Genomic DNA, 14487 nt, shown 5'->3' with positions numbered 1-14487 from the left:
CAACTGCGTAATATTTATCACATAAGGAAAGATAAGGATTTGCCATGATTATTAGTAACTAATAACTCGACACAATTTCAGCGATAAGGAGTGGTGATGGCAGCAGTACTTGCTTTGTTTCGAGCCATGCTAGGCAGCCTGCGAGATCTGTTGCCGATTGTCGCGGTGATCGCTTTCTTCCAGCTGGCGGTGTTGCAAGAGCCGCTTCCTCATCTGTTATCTATTCTAACTGGCTTAGTGCTAGTGGTCTTTGGGTTGACCTTCTTTATCTTCGGGCTTGAAATGGGTCTATTCCCAATTGGTGAATCTATGGCTCAAGCCTTTGCTCGTAAAGGGAGTGTGTTCTGGTTGCTGACATTTGCTTTTTGTTTGGGCTTTGGAACAACCATTGCAGAGCCTGCGCTAACTGCGGTGGCGGCTGAAGCTGCGGAAGTGGCTGCCGAGGGAGGTGTTATCCCCAATACTCTTAATGAAATGGAAGAATATGCAGATGGTCTGCGTTTCACTGTAGCATTGTCGGTGGGTATCGCCATCTTACTTGGAGTATTGAGAATCTTAAAAGGGTGGCCAATTCAGTACATGATCATAGGTGGTTATATTGGTGTAGTGGCGCTCACCGCTTTCGCCCCTGAAAATATCATTGGGATAGCCTATGACTCTGGTGGAGTGACAACATCAACCATCACCGTTCCGTTGGTAACAGCATTAGGAGTGGGTTTAGCATCAGCAATCAAGGGCCGTAATCCAATGATCGATGGCTTTGGGTTGATCGCCTTTGCGTCACTGTTGCCGATGATGTTTGTCATGGTCTATGGGATGGTGGTGACATGATCAGTGCTCAGCAGTTTATCGACACCTTTTTAGGCACTGTCCTGGATGTAATTCCGATTGCGGTGATCATCTTTGGTTTTCAGTTGGCGGTGCTACGTAAACCTGTGAACAATTTAGCCAAGGTGCTGATTGGTTTTTTCTACGTCATCCTTGGGTTGTCTCTTTTCTTGATGGGATTGGAACTCGCACTGTTTCCCTTAGGGGAGACGATGGCTATGCAGTTGACCGAACCAAGCTTTCTGACTGAGTTTAAAGTCAGCTCTGGCCTGACATTGGCTTGGTTTGATTATTATTGGGTTTATCTTTTTGCGTTCTGCATTGGTTTTAGTACCACGATCGCTGAGCCTTCATTGATTGCGGTGGCTATTAAAGCGAATCAAGTATCCGGCGGCAGCATCAGTGTTAATGGGTTGAGAATCGCCGTGGCACTAGGAGTCGCTATCGGTATCTCGCTCGGAAGCTATCGGATTGTGGCGGGTGACCCGATCCATTACTACATCATTTTTGGCTATGTCGTCGTGGTTATCCAAACCTTTTACGCCCCCAAATTGATGATCCCATTGGCCTACGATTCGGGCGGAGTGACGACATCCACCGTGACCGTTCCCTTAGTGACGGCGTTAGGGCTTGGGCTCGCTTCAACTGTGCCAGGAAGAAACCCTGTAATTGATGGCTTTGGCTTAATTGCTTTCGCGAGCTTATTTCCGATTATTTCAGTGATGGGCTATGCCCAAATAACACAATGGTTAAACCGTTTACACACCTCTAAGGAGAGCAAAGATGCGCTTTAAACTTATCTTAGCGTTTGTAGAAGAGAGCAAGACAGACAGTGTGCTCGATGCCGCGCGTGATGCGGGCGCAACTGGAGCAACGGTGATCAACAATGCCAGAGGGCAAGGGTTAAACCAAAAAACCACCTTCTTTGGCTTAACCTTGGAGGTGCAAAAAGATGTGTTGCTGTTTGTCGTCGAAGAGCATTTAGCTAGGCATATTTTAGAAACCATTGGTGAAGTCGGAGAGTTCGACCAAGAGTCAGGACAAGGCATTGCTGTTCAGATTGATGTTGAAGATGCGGTCGGGGTCGCGCACCAAGTCGAGACATTAACCAAGGTTGTGGAGGATGAGCTATGAATACGGGTGAGACAATTCGAGTAAGCGATGTAATGGCTAACACGTATGTGATTATTGACGGGCTAACGACGGTGTTAGAAGCGATTGAGATGGCAAAAAAGCACAAAGTGAAAGCCATCATCGTCGATAAACGTCATGAGGATGATGAATACGGCATCGTGTTGATGAATGACATCGCCAAGAAAGTGTTAGCCAAGAACCGATCGCCTAAGCGCACTAACGTTTATGAAATCATGACTAAGCCAGCTTTAAGCGTGTCTGCCGATATGAATGTGAAGTATTGTGCTCGCTTGTTTGAGCGTTTTGGAATCAGTCGTGCCCCTGTGGTTAGTGACCATAAAATTGTCGGTATGGTTAGTTACAATAATATCGTGATCAACGGTATGGCGAGAGATGACGTGTAGCCGTTAGATACGTACAATAGGCTCATAAATTTTATGGAGAAGTACGTGTGAAATTATTTTTTGCTTCAGACCTACACGGTTCGCTGCCAGCAACAGAAAAAGTATTAGAGCTATACCAAGCATCTGGTGCGCAATATTTGGTTCTATTGGGTGACATTCTGAATCATGGTCCAAGAAACCCGATTCCAGAGGGATACAATCCGCCGGCGGTTGCAGAGAAGTTGAATGCGTTTTCTCAAGAGATCATCGCCGTTCGTGGTAACTGCGACAGCGAAGTGGATCAGATGCTGTTGTCTTTCCCAATGATGATGGATTACTCATGGGTACTGCTTGAGTCAGGTCAGCGTATCTTCTTAAATCATGGTCACCTGTACAACACAACGAAGCGACCAGCACTGAAAGCGGGCGATATTATTGCTCACGGTCATACTCATATCCCAGTTGCTGAATACCAAGATGAGATCTTCATTTTCAACCCTAGCTCAGTGACATTCCCACGAGAAGGGCACGCAGCAAGCTATGGTCTATATGAAGACAACACCTTCAAAGTGATTAGCCTTGAAGGTGACCTCATTGTGAGCGGTCAGCTTTAAATTACAAAATCGGTCGCGTAGCTTTACTTTGAATCCACGTGGCCGAGGTCTTTGTCTGGAGCAATGATGTTTCGTACTCTTTGCTTCAGAACTTTAGCCTCAGGAAAACCGCCGTCCGCTTTTCTTTCCCAAATCTGTATTCCATTACAAAAGATCTCGAATCGTCCGCCCGTATCAGGGTGCAGACTGACTTGTTCTATCTCCTCGCTAAAGGTGTGCAGCAATTCTTGGCACAACCAGCTTGAGCGAAGCATCCAATTACATTGACGGCAATAGTGTATGGCTATCGTCGCTTTCAATACTGTTGTCGTGGTTGGATTCGATTCCGTATTCATAGGTAATCCTTTTAAATTCTATACCAGTAGCTTGATACCGACGGCAAACGTCAATATTTCAAAAGCAGTTTTGACGAGCTGATTGCTTGAACGGTTGGCAAGAAATGCACCTAGGCTTCCGCCTATAAATGAGCTAAGTAGAAGTATGGGTAGCCACAACCAGTATATCGGTGCGCCGGCTTGTACGATTGCGATACCGCCGATGCCATTCCAGAACAGACCAACACATATCATGGTGAGTGCCACGGCCTGCTTATAAGTGAAACCAAACCAGCGAACAAGAAACAAGGTCACTAACAGTCCTGATCCGGCAGTGAGCGAGCCATTGATGATGCCAATCAGCGCAAGCCCAATGCCACCAATAATCCAACCTTTGGTATCTCGGTTTTTGAGTTGTTCCTCTTGTCCCAATTGCTTCTTTAGTCGGGAGTAGACGCCAAGCGCTAGGATCATCGCCCCAAGCAGTTTTTGTGCAATATCATCTGGAATCAGTAACACGATATTTGCCCCAATGACAACGCCGATACTGCCAACAAGGATCAGGTAGCAACAAATTTTCCAGCTGAGCGTACCGTCCTTAATATGCGTATAAGCAGCGCCCAAACCTAGAGCGACACTGGCGACTTTATGTGTTGTTAAGGCGACCGAAAAGGGGAGGCCAAGAAAGATAAGTAGTGGGAATTGAAGTAGCCCGGCACCACCACCCGATAAGGAGGCGAGGGTATTGGCAATCAATGAACCAAAAAAGAGGGCAAGTGAGTTTATCCAATCCATAGAATTTCGTACTTGTAAGTTTTAGATAACAAAAAGGGGCATCATGCCCCTTTTCTATTGGTTTACCGCTTCATGGTATTCAGCTATTGATACACAGTAAACGGCTTTCCAATGTTAGTTTGAAAACAATACGGTTGAACCGTGATTTAAGCTAGTCAGTAGCAGTGCTTTCGGGTTAACGATGTCGATGCGTCGGCTTTGTTCTGCATCCATCTTAATAACCTGGGTGATCAGTTCGAGCTGCCCTTCCGAAAAATCTTGGCGCTGAGCAGAAGTCACATCTTTAAACTCTGTTGGTGAAACCAATAGGTAGTTGTCGTTGATATCCCATTGACCCGTTTCCGAAATATTGATGACATTCGCAGGCTCAGTTTGAGTACCATACAGTCTAACCACTGACATTCTCAGATATGTACCATTTGGTAGGTATTTCGCATTCGATGACAGTTCAACTTTGCGAAGTGGGCCGATTGAGTCAGCTTGTTTGTTATCGCTGATCAGAGTGACCATCTTAGATTGCCATTCATGTGCAGTAAGTAGACGCTCTACTTTTGCATCGCTTCCCCAATATAACCAACCACTCAAAAATGCAGATAGAACCAGTAAAATAATCGATACTTTTAATTTCATGTTACTGACCACCGTTACAAATGTCGTTTACATCCGACTGGTTTGCATAAATTCTTAGGGTTACATTCTCGCTCGAGTAGTCTTGCGGGTGAATGTAGTTGAGGGCAAGGTTGTTGGTTTGTCCACCTGTTGCGATCACTTCAGTCGGCTTTAGCATGCCTGTGTGATTGGTGTTGTAACGTAATACACACTTCTCTATCGCTGGCAGCCAACTGCTAAGATCTGGGTGGTTAACTGGTGATTGAACCTTTACGCCATCCACTTCAGCTAACGTTTTGAACTCGGATTCTGCCGGGTTAGTAAACGTCAAAACGAGAATCGGCATGATGAAAGCAATAAGCAGCAACCAAAACGTTAACCACTTATTTGTGCTTTTAGCTGGAGTTGCAGCAGGAGCTCGTGTTGGCTCAGCTTCGACATTGGTTTCTTGAACCTTTGCTACTGGCTCTGATTCAACCGTTTCAGTGATCGCTTCTTCAGTCGCTGTAGGCGTTGCAAACGTCAAGATAGGTTCTACGTCATTTTCGGCAATTTCAGCAGCTACTGGCTGATCATTTGATGAAAGTGGTGCAGAGCGCTCAACGGTCGCAATGAATTGATAACCGCGTTTAGGCACTGTCTTTACGAATTCTGGGGATTTGGTCGAATCTTTCAGCATCTTTCTTAGTGTCGATACTGCTTGCGTTAAGCTAGAGTCATCAACCTCAAAGCCTTGGTCTCGCCAAACATACTCGTGTAATTCATTACGAGTGATAACTTCATTGGGTCTTTCCGACAGCATCAGGAGAATGCGGCTTTCATTGCTGCCAAGGCGTACGACTTCGCCGTCGCTCATTTGGTCAACAAGTGAGTTGCTGTTTGGATCGAAGACAAACCGCTGTGCGAGAATAAACTTTGTGCCGATATTGCTCATTGAATTCTTCTACTTTTGGATGATTTGGGGTGCGAAATAGACAAATCTCAGGTGAAGTTCAGTTAATTCTTCACCAAATCATGGCTTCTTTTATGTTCTTTTATATTTATCAGACTCAAGGATAATAAAAACAGATCAAAAAAACAGTGTTTTTATGATTTTTGACCTTGAATTTACATTTGTCATCCTCATGTTAATGAACATAAGAGTGGCATCCAGTGTTACGCCCCTATGGTTATTCAACATAAAGTATAGATGTTTTGGAGTAAAAATGAGCGAAACGGCAACGCAAAATAAAGAGACTCGTGGCTTTCAATCTGAAGTAAAACAACTACTTCATCTAATGATTCACTCACTGTATTCAAATAAAGAAATCTTCCTACGTGAGCTGATCTCTAACGCATCTGACGCGGCTGACAAGCTTCGTTTTCAAGCCCTATCTAATGGTGACCTTTACCAAGGCGATGCTGATTTAGGTGTAAAACTTTCATTCAACGCTGAAGCAAACACCTTAACGATTTCTGATAACGGTATCGGTATGAGCCGCGACAACGTGATTGAGCATTTAGGTACGATTGCTAAATCAGGCACTGCAGACTTCTTCTCAAAACTGTCTGAAGACCAAAGCAAAGACTCTCAATTGATTGGTCAATTTGGTGTTGGTTTCTATTCAGCATTCATCGTTGCGGACGCGGTAACGGTTCGCACACGTGCGGCTGGCCTAGCAAGCAATGAAGCCGTTCAATGGCACTCTGCTGGTGAAGGCGATTACACCATCGAAGACATCACTAAAGAATCTCGCGGTACTGACATCATTCTGCACATGCGTGAAGACGGTAAAGAGTTCTTAAACGAATGGCGCCTGCGTGAAGTGATCGGTAAGTACTCTGATCACATCGGTATCCCTGTTTCTATCTTCACAGCCGTGAAAGATGACGAAGGTAAAGACACCGAAGAGAAACATTGGGAACAGATTAACAAGGCGCAAGCGCTTTGGACTCGTAACAAATCTGATATCGAGAAAGAAGAGTACCAAGAGTTCTACAAGCACGTATCTCACGACTTTGCTGATCCACTAACGTGGAGCCACAACAAGGTTGAAGGTAAGAACGACTACACAAGCCTGCTTTACATCCCAGCGAAAGCACCTTGGGATATGATGAACCGTGACCATAAGAGCGGCTTAAAGCTTTATGTCCAGCGTGTATTCATCATGGATGATGCTGAACAGTTCATGCCATCTTACATGCGTTTCGTTCGCGGCCTGATTGATTCAAACGATCTGCCTCTGAACGTGTCTCGTGAAATCCTACAAGACAACAAGGTGACTCAGTCTCTTCGTGGTGCATGTACCAAGCGTGTGCTGACTATGCTTGAGCGTATGGCGAAGAACGACAATGAAAAGTACCTTGAGTTTTGGAAAGAGTTTGGCCTAGTAATGAAAGAAGGCCCGGCTGAAGACATGGCGAACAAAGAGAAGATCGCGGGTCTACTTCGTTTCTCATCAACGGAAGTGGATTCTGCTGAACAAACTATCAGCCTAGAATCTTACGTTGAACGCATGAAAGAAGGCCAAGATAAGATCTATTACCTAACAGCGGATAGCTACGCTGCAGCTAAGAACAGCCCACACTTGGAGCAGTTCAAGGCAAAAGGTATTGAAGTGGTTCTAATGTACGATCGCATTGATGAGTACGTAATGAACTACCTAACTGACTTTGACGGCAAGCAGTTCCAATCGATCACGAAAGCGGGCTTAGATCTAAGCAAGTTTGAAGGTGAAGAAGAGAAAGAGAAGCAGAAAGAGACTGAAGAAGAGTTCAAGTCTGTTGTCGAGCGCACTCAATCTTATCTAGGTGGTCGTGTTAAAGAAGTTCGCACTACATTCAAGCTAGCAACAACGCCGGCTGTTGTTGTGACTGATGACTTCGAAATGGGTACGCAAATGGCTAAGCTTCTGGAAGCTGCAGGTCAAGCGGCACCTGAAGTGAAGTACATCTTCGAGATTAACCCTGAGCACGCTCTGGTTAAACAGATGGCTGACGAAGCAGACGAGCAAGCGTTTGGTCGTTGGGTTGAGTTGCTACTTGGTCAAGCGATGCTGGCTGAAAAAGGCTCAATGGAAGATCCGTCACAATTCTTGGGTGCAATCAACGAGCTACTGACAAAGCGTTAGTCTTTCGACTTTAGGTTAAGCCAATAATTGTAATAAAAAGCTCGCATATGCGGGCTTTTTTTATGAACGTCGCTGAAAATCTATTAAACGTGGTCAACGTCACCGTTATCGTCATAACAAATGTTGCCGATACATTCTTTAGTCGTAAATTCAGCCAAATTGAATATTAATGTGATAGAATGCTCGACCTAATCAGCTGGAGCTAGGAACCTATTCCTTCCAGTTGTATGATTTTTAAACGTTATACCGAAACTTACCGTTTTGCTTCTGTTTACAGTTTTGCTTAACCTCAGCTGTTACCTAACTTTTCCTGTTTATCGTTAAAATGAACGAGGAAGGTGGGATAGTGAGCTTCGGTATAAATCATAATTTTATAAGAGGATTAAACATGCGCATCATTCTTCTAGGTGCTCCTGGCGCGGGTAAAGGTACTCAAGCTAACTTCATCATGAACAAATTTGGTATCCCTCAAATTTCAACTGGTGACATGCTACGTGCTGCTATCAAAGCGGGTACTGAGCTTGGTAAGCAAGCAAAATCAGTAATCGACGCTGGTCAGCTAGTTTCTGATGAAATTATCCTTGGTCTTATCAAAGAGCGTATCGCTCAAGATGACTGTGAGAAAGGTTTCCTACTAGACGGTTTCCCACGCACAATCCCACAAGCTGATGGCCTAAAAGAAATGGGCATCGCTGTTGATTACGTTGTTGAATTCGACGTAGCTGACGATGTGATTGTTGAGCGTATGGCTGGTCGTCGTGCTCACCTTCCTTCAGGCCGTACATACCACACTGTGTACAACCCGCCTAAAGAAGAAGGTAAAGATGACGTAACTGGCGAAGAGCTAGTTGTACGTGATGACGACAAAGAAGAAACAGTTCGTGCACGTCTAGGCGTATACCACGATCAAACAGCTCCGCTTATCTCTTACTACGGTAAAGAAGCTGAAGTAGGCAACACTCAGTACCTTAAGTTTGACGGTACTAAGCAAGTTGCTGAAGTTAGTGCAGAACTTGAGAAAGCACTAGCATAATTGGCTAACAGCCAGTTTTAGAATTTGATATATTGGAAGCGACCTTAAGGGTCGCTTTTTTTGTTTCAATTTTTAGTACGATACCAATCTAGATAATTTGATTGCACATAATTCAAGACGAAACCGTTTTTGATGAAGGTGGTTTACAATCGAGAATGGATGTTGTGATATCCCATTTAAAGAATGATTATTCAGACATTTAGTGGGAAGCAATGATCTTAAACTTATGCAGATTAGTATATTACTTTCCAGAAAATCACATATTGGTCTCAGGTATCTATGGAAAATAATAAAAAGCAGGGCGTTTTACTGGTGAACTTAGGCACGCCAGATTCTGCGACCCCAGCTGGCGTTCGTCGATTTTTGAGTGAGTTCTTGCACGACAAGCGAGTAGTAAACCTAACTCGTTGGCTTTGGTGTCCTATTCTGCATGGGGTGATTCTTCCTATTCGTTCACCTAAGGTCGCGAAGCTGTATCAGTCGGTTTGGATGGATGATGGCTCACCTTTGCTCGTTTACTCGCAGAGACAAGCGGAAAAGCTAGAGAAAAAATTGGAGATGCCGGTTGCATTGGGAATGACCTATGGTAACCCAAGCCTTAAGACGGGCATCGAGCAACTGATGGAGCAGGGCGTAGAAGACATTATCGTATTACCTTTATACCCTCAGTACTCAGGCACAACGACAGCGGCTGTTTCTGATGGCTTAACTAAAGCTTTTAAGCAGATGCCTGTAATTCCAAGCTATCGCTTTATCCGTGACTACTATTCACATCCGAGCTATGCCAAAGCACTGGCTGAAAGCGTTCGTAGCCATTGGGATCAAAATGGCAAAGCCGATCATTTGGTTTGTTCGTTCCACGGCATTCCGAAGCGCTTAGCTGATGAAGGCGATATCTACCCACAGCACTGTGAAGCAACGACAAAACTGCTTGCAGCAGAGCTAGGTTTATCTGAAGAAGACATCACCATGACCTACCAATCTCGATTTGGTCGAGAGGAGTGGTTGAAGCCTTACACAGACGAAACGCTAGAGTCATTGCCAGGAAAAGGTATTAAGAAGATTGATATCATGGCTCCTGCATTCTCGGTGGATTGCTTGGAAACATTGGAAGAGATTTCAGACCAGTGTAAAGAGACTTTCATCGAAGCTGGTGGCTCAGACTTTAGCTACATTATGTGTCTTAACGATAGAGACTCGCATATCGATATGATGGCTGAACTAGTAGCGCTTCATCGCTAATTGATGTGTCGATTGAATAGATAACAAAAGGGCTGCTCATTGAGCAGCCCTTTTTGATCTTGATGTTTCTTCTTGAATTAGATCTAGATATTAAGCAACAGAGGTTTCTGCTGTTTCAGCTTTTGGCTCTGCTTCAAGCGTCATGTTGGTTTCTACACCATGCATCCATGATACAAGCTTACCAGCACAAAGAAGCAGTAATACGCCACTAATTGTTGCTGTAATCGCGATACCACCAAAGATAGACATCGCGCCAAGTTCACCAACGTGAGAACCCACTAGGCCTGCAACGTAGTTTGCAACCGCATTGAAGCCAAACCAAGCACCCATCATTAGTGATGCTAAACGAAGTGGAGCTAGCTTAGTGACCAACGACAGGCCAATAGGCGATAAACAAAGCTCACCAAGTGTATGGAAGAAGAAAGCACCCACTAGCCATAGCATTGATGTTTTCACTGTTAGGTCACCACCTTGTTCCATTACCGCGCCCATCATGCACACAAAGCCAAGTGCTAAGAAGAACAACGCCATCGCAAATTTAACAGGAGAGTTTGGTTCACGCTTACCTAATTTCACCCAAAATGCAGCGATGATCGGTGCAAGTGTAATGATGAAGAATGGGTTCAGAGATTGGAACCAAGCAGCTGGAACTTCAAAGCCACCAATCATACGGTCAGTATATTGTTGAGTGTAGATGTTCATTAGGCCGCCAGCTTGTTCAAAGCCAGCCCAGAACACGATCACGAACAGACCCATAATCAGAATAACTTTTAGTCTGTCGAACTCTTCTTTGGTGAGTGGCGCTTTCTCTTTTGATTTGTTCAGCTCTTTTGCTCGAGCAGCCGCAGGCACAGAACCGATGTTGCCTAACCAAGATTGAGCCATCGTCATCTGCATGATCAAGCTAATAACCATACCAATACCAGCAGCCAAGAAGCCTGCTTTCCAACCGAAAGAATCCACTGCTGCACCCGAAATCAAGCCACCAAGTAGTGCGCCTAAGTTGATGCCCATGTAGAAAATGGTGAAAGCACCATCACGGCGGTTATCACCTTCTTGGTACAAATCGCCAACCATGGTTGAGATGTTTGGCTTAAACATACCGTTACCACTGATAAGCAGTGCTAAACCAAGGTACAGAGCGTTGACTTGGTCTAAGCCAATAAAGCCGTTTGGTAGAGCAAGTGTAAATTGGCCAAGAGCCATTAATACACCACCAATTAGGATCGATTTACGTTGTCCTAGGTAGTTATCAGCAATCCAGCCACCAATTAATGGTGTGATGTAGACTAAACCCGTGTAGATCCCGTAGAGATCGAGAGCGTCTTTTGTTGACCAACCAAGGCCACCATTAAGAGTGGTATCAGTTAAGAATAAAACAAGAATTGCACGCATTGCATAGTAGGAGAAACGTTCCCATAGCTCTGTGCTAAATAGTAGAAATAGGCCTCTAGGGTGGCCAAAGATGTTGTGAGTGCTTGGCATAAGTTTTACTAATTTTAGGTATTAAAAGATTTTATAGTCACTTATGTATACAGAGTGGAATAACCATCTGCAATAGGCGTCTTTTATGGTTACGATAACTAGTTTTTCATAAGCTTATGAAAGTAAGGGGTTTTCTATGCAATGTCACCCAGATAATGCGTGCTGCAAACTAATTTTCCAGTTTTGAGCTGGACGCATAGTGAGCGTTTTAAAAGAATTACCGAATAATAAAAGTGAAATGCATTGGCTTGTTGTATCATTTTGATCTTCATAGGGTATGGTGTATTTTATTTGGTCTTGCATACATACGCTTACAAGAATGCGCCTTTTTATCTGTAAATGATCCCTGTACAATGCTTAACCACTTTTCGGACCTATGACTTTTTGTTGATAAGTTGGTCTGTTACGCATTATTTCTTGCTTATCAGTCTTCATTTTATTAACGGTGATTAAACCGTTTTAGGCTTGTGGTAAAATGTCCAAAAATAGAAAATGGCTAGTAAAATGAAACGTTGGTATTTGCTCTACTGTAAGCGTGGTGATCAAAAACGCGCTCAACAGCACCTAGAAAATCAGGGGGTAGAGTGCTTTTACCCTCAAATAGAAGTCGAAAAGGTGGTTAGAGGGAAAGAGAAGCAGGTCAAAGAGCCGCTGTTCCCGTCTTACATCTTTGTTCGCTTTGACTATGAACAAGGCCCTAGCTTTACGACAGTTCGTTCAACGCGCGGTGTGGTCGACTTTATTAAGTTCGGCGCAAGACCGCATGAAGTCCAAGGTGACTTAGTTTTCGAACTCAAAGAGTTTGAGAAGTGTTGCAATAACGAAACTGAAGATTGTTGTGTTGAGTTTGAGTCTGGGCAGGTGGTTAAGATTAAGAGTGGCCAGTTCGCTGGCATTGAAGCGATTTTCCATCAGAAAGATGGTGAAGCTCGCTCTATCATGCTCGTAAAAATGATCAGCCAAGTGGTTCCTATCAGTATTGAGAACGAAGCACTGCAAGCTCACGCATAAATGCAACAATATAAAAATCGGCTTAAAAATAAAAAGGCGCATCATGCGCCTTTTTTAGTATTTAGAATTTACCAATCGCTTTAAGCGTTGTAAGCATCGTTGTGAACGGCTTGTACTGCACGGCCAGATGGGTCAACACAGTTTTGGAAAGACTCATCCCATTCGATAGCTTTTGCTGATGAACAAGCCACAGATGGACCACCAGGTACACACTCTGCTGCTGATTCTAGCGGGAACAACTCTTCAAAGATTTCACGGTAAGCGTAACCTTCTTTGGTTGTTGGCGTGTTGTAAGGGAAACGGAACTGAGCTGTTTCCATTTGTTTATCCGTTACTTTCGCTTCAGCAGTTGCTTTCAACGTATCAATCCAATCGTAGCCAACGCCGTCAGAAAATTGCTCTTTTTGACGCCATGCGATTGAATCTGGTAGGTAGTCTTCAAAACACTCACGTAGGATGTGTTTCTCCATCTTACCGTTACCGCACATCTTGTCTTCAGGGTTCAAACGCATTGCAACATCAATGAACTCTTTATCCAAGAAAGGTACACGGCCTTCAACGCCCCATGCTGCCAACGATTTGTTTGCACGAGCACAGTCAAACATGTTCAGAGCCAGCAATTTACGTACTGTTTCTTCGTGGAACTCTTTCGCGTTTGGCGCTTTGTGGAAATACAGGTAACCACCGAAAATTTCATCCGCACCTTCACCAGAAAGTACCATCTTGATGCCCATCGCCTTGATCTTACGAGCTAGCAAGTACATCGGAGTTGATGCACGAATCGTCGTTACATCGTAAGTTTCGATGTGGTAGATAACGTCACGGATTGCGTCTAGGCCTTCCTGAATCGTGTATGTCATCTCGTGGTGTACTGTACCGATTTTGTCAGCCACTTCACGAGCAGCGATAAGATCTGGCGCACCTTCTAGGCCAACCGCAAACGAGTGCAGTTGTGGCCACCAAGCTTCAGATTGCTCATCATCTTCAATACGCATTGCGGCATAACGTTTCGCTACTGCTGAAGTAATTGATGAGTCTAGACCACCCGATAGAAGTACACCGTAAGGTACGTCAGTCATTAGTTGGCGTTTGACCGCTGCTTCTAGTGCTTCAGTCAGTTCTTCTTTGCTTGTGCTGTTGCCTTGAACTGCTGCATATTCGTTCCAATCACGAATGTAGTAACGCTGAGGCTCTGCATCTTTAGAAGAGTAGAAGCTACCAGGAGGGAACTCACTGATTGTTTTACATACTGGAACCAGTGCTTTCATTTCTGAAGCAACGTAGTAGTTACCGTGTTCATCGTAGCCTTGGTAAAGCGGGATGATGCCGATGTGATCACGGCCTACTAGGTATTCGTCTTTCTCTTCATCGTATAAAACGAAGGCGAAAATACCGTTAAGTTCTTCTAGTAGGTCAGCACCCATTTCTTGGTATAGCGCAAGAATAACTTCACAGTCAGAATCTGTCTGGAATTGGTACTTGTCTTCGTAGCGAGCACGAAGTTCTTTGTGGTTATAGATTTCGCCGTTTACTGCAAGAATATGCTTTTTATCTTGGCTGTATAGTGGTTGAGCACCACTGTTTAAACCAACGATAGCTAAACGCTCGTGAGCAAGGATTGCTTTTTCACCAGCATAAATGCCAGACCAGTCTGGACCACGGTGACGAAGCTTTTTAGACATTTCTAAAGCAATTGGGCGAAGTGCTGCGGCATCACTTTTAATGTCGAGAATGCCAAATACTGAACACATAGAACTTCCTTTTAAATAATTTCTAAATCAACTGTATTCAATTTGCCATTCTGGCTAAAAAAAGCAACCGGATGTAAGCAAAAAAATAATATAAAGGGGGTTATGTTAGAAATTATCTAATTATTAGTTGGTTTTGGTGTTTGGTATCTAATTGCAGTTGGTTTTTTATACGAAAACC

The 14487-nt window shown here is 44.1% G+C and carries 15 protein-coding genes; 9 read left to right on the top strand and 6 right to left on the bottom strand.

Annotated elements, in window-relative coordinates; translation table 11 throughout:
- The first annotated feature begins 96 nt into the window (after positions 1 to 96).
- The 5 genes from ITG10_RS03345 to yfcE are packed head-to-tail and all read left to right on the top strand — an operon-like array spanning position 97 to position 2959.
- Positions 97 to 831 carry a DUF1538 domain-containing protein gene (locus tag ITG10_RS03345; RefSeq protein ID WP_017629599.1) on the top strand — a complete coding sequence of 245 codons (735 nt, stop codon included), beginning with the start codon at positions 97 to 99 and terminating at the stop codon, positions 829 to 831.
- The gene (locus ITG10_RS03340) at positions 828 to 1622 is read left to right on the top strand and encodes a DUF1538 domain-containing protein (RefSeq protein ID WP_017629600.1); all 795 of its coding nucleotides are present in this window, start codon (positions 828 to 830) and stop codon (positions 1620 to 1622) included. The genes ITG10_RS03345 and ITG10_RS03340 overlap by 4 nt, the downstream gene beginning before the upstream one ends.
- Entirely contained in the window at positions 1612 to 1962 is a 351-nt protein-coding gene (locus ITG10_RS03335; RefSeq protein WP_146490385.1) for a P-II family nitrogen regulator, read from the top strand. The genes ITG10_RS03340 and ITG10_RS03335 overlap by 11 nt, the downstream gene beginning before the upstream one ends.
- The gene (locus ITG10_RS03330; protein ID WP_017629601.1) at positions 1959 to 2366 is read left to right on the top strand and encodes a CBS domain-containing protein; all 408 of its coding nucleotides are present in this window, start codon (positions 1959 to 1961) and stop codon (positions 2364 to 2366) included. The genes ITG10_RS03335 and ITG10_RS03330 overlap by 4 nt, the downstream gene beginning before the upstream one ends.
- A 47-nt stretch (positions 2367 to 2413) precedes the next feature.
- Complete coding sequence (gene yfcE, locus ITG10_RS03325; protein WP_017629602.1) at positions 2414 to 2959, top strand: phosphodiesterase; 546 nt, start codon at positions 2414 to 2416, stop codon at positions 2957 to 2959.
- Positions 2960 to 2982: 23 nt separating this feature from the next.
- On the opposite strand, the gene ITG10_RS03320 is transcribed toward yfcE, so the two are convergent.
- From ITG10_RS03320 to ITG10_RS03305, 4 genes are all read right to left on the bottom strand, one after another.
- Entirely contained in the window at positions 2983 to 3294 is a 312-nt protein-coding gene (locus ITG10_RS03320) for a SelT/SelW/SelH family protein (protein ID WP_017629603.1), read from the bottom strand.
- Positions 3295 to 3312: 18 nt separating this feature from the next.
- Entirely contained in the window at positions 3313 to 4068 is a 756-nt protein-coding gene (locus tag ITG10_RS03315) for a sulfite exporter TauE/SafE family protein (protein ID WP_017629604.1), read from the bottom strand.
- Between the two features lie 114 nt (positions 4069 to 4182).
- The gene (locus ITG10_RS03310) at positions 4183 to 4698 is read right to left on the bottom strand and encodes a regulatory protein ToxS (protein ID WP_017629605.1); all 516 of its coding nucleotides are present in this window, start codon (positions 4696 to 4698) and stop codon (positions 4183 to 4185) included.
- A gap of 1 nt (position 4699) precedes the next feature.
- Positions 4700 to 5611 (bottom strand): transcriptional regulator, encoded by a 912-nt coding sequence (locus tag ITG10_RS03305; RefSeq protein ID WP_017629606.1) that lies wholly within the window; start codon positions 5609 to 5611, stop codon positions 4700 to 4702.
- A 271-nt stretch (positions 5612 to 5882) separates the two neighbouring features.
- On the opposite strand from ITG10_RS03305, the gene htpG reads away from it, so the two are divergent.
- The 3 genes from htpG to hemH all read left to right on the top strand — a co-directional run bounded on the left by htpG (position 5883) and on the right by hemH (position 10062).
- The gene (htpG, locus tag ITG10_RS03300) at positions 5883 to 7787 is read left to right on the top strand and encodes a molecular chaperone HtpG (protein WP_017629607.1); all 1905 of its coding nucleotides are present in this window, start codon (positions 5883 to 5885) and stop codon (positions 7785 to 7787) included.
- 388 nt (positions 7788 to 8175) lie between these two features.
- The gene (gene adk / locus ITG10_RS03295; RefSeq protein ID WP_017629608.1) at positions 8176 to 8820 is read left to right on the top strand and encodes an adenylate kinase; all 645 of its coding nucleotides are present in this window, start codon (positions 8176 to 8178) and stop codon (positions 8818 to 8820) included.
- A 279-nt stretch (positions 8821 to 9099) separates the two neighbouring features.
- A complete protein-coding gene (gene hemH, locus ITG10_RS03290; protein WP_017629609.1) occupies positions 9100 to 10062 on the top strand; it encodes a ferrochelatase in 963 nt (320 codons plus the stop codon).
- Between the two features lie 90 nt (positions 10063 to 10152).
- Here the strand turns inward: hemH and ITG10_RS03285 are convergent, their stop codons facing one another.
- Entirely contained in the window at positions 10153 to 11547 is a 1395-nt protein-coding gene (locus ITG10_RS03285) for a peptide MFS transporter (RefSeq protein WP_017629610.1), read from the bottom strand.
- Positions 11548 to 12051: 504 nt separating this feature from the next.
- Between ITG10_RS03285 and rfaH the strand changes: the two genes are divergently transcribed.
- On the top strand, positions 12052 to 12558 hold the full coding sequence (gene rfaH / locus ITG10_RS03280; protein WP_017629611.1) for a transcription/translation regulatory transformer protein RfaH: 507 nt from the start codon (positions 12052 to 12054) through the stop codon (positions 12556 to 12558).
- A gap of 80 nt (positions 12559 to 12638) precedes the next feature.
- On the opposite strand, the gene asnB is transcribed toward rfaH, so the two are convergent.
- Positions 12639 to 14309, bottom strand: a complete 1671-nt coding sequence (gene asnB / locus ITG10_RS03275) for an asparagine synthase B (protein WP_017629612.1) — start codon at positions 14307 to 14309, stop codon at positions 12639 to 12641.
- Positions 14310 to 14487 lie beyond the last annotated feature (178 nt).

Origin of the sequence: Vibrio sp. ED004, from assembly GCF_023206395.1 — a bacterium.
In the GTDB taxonomy this organism is placed as follows: domain Bacteria; phylum Pseudomonadota; class Gammaproteobacteria; order Enterobacterales; family Vibrionaceae; genus Vibrio.
This window is presented reverse-complemented; position numbering and strand designations above follow the sequence as displayed.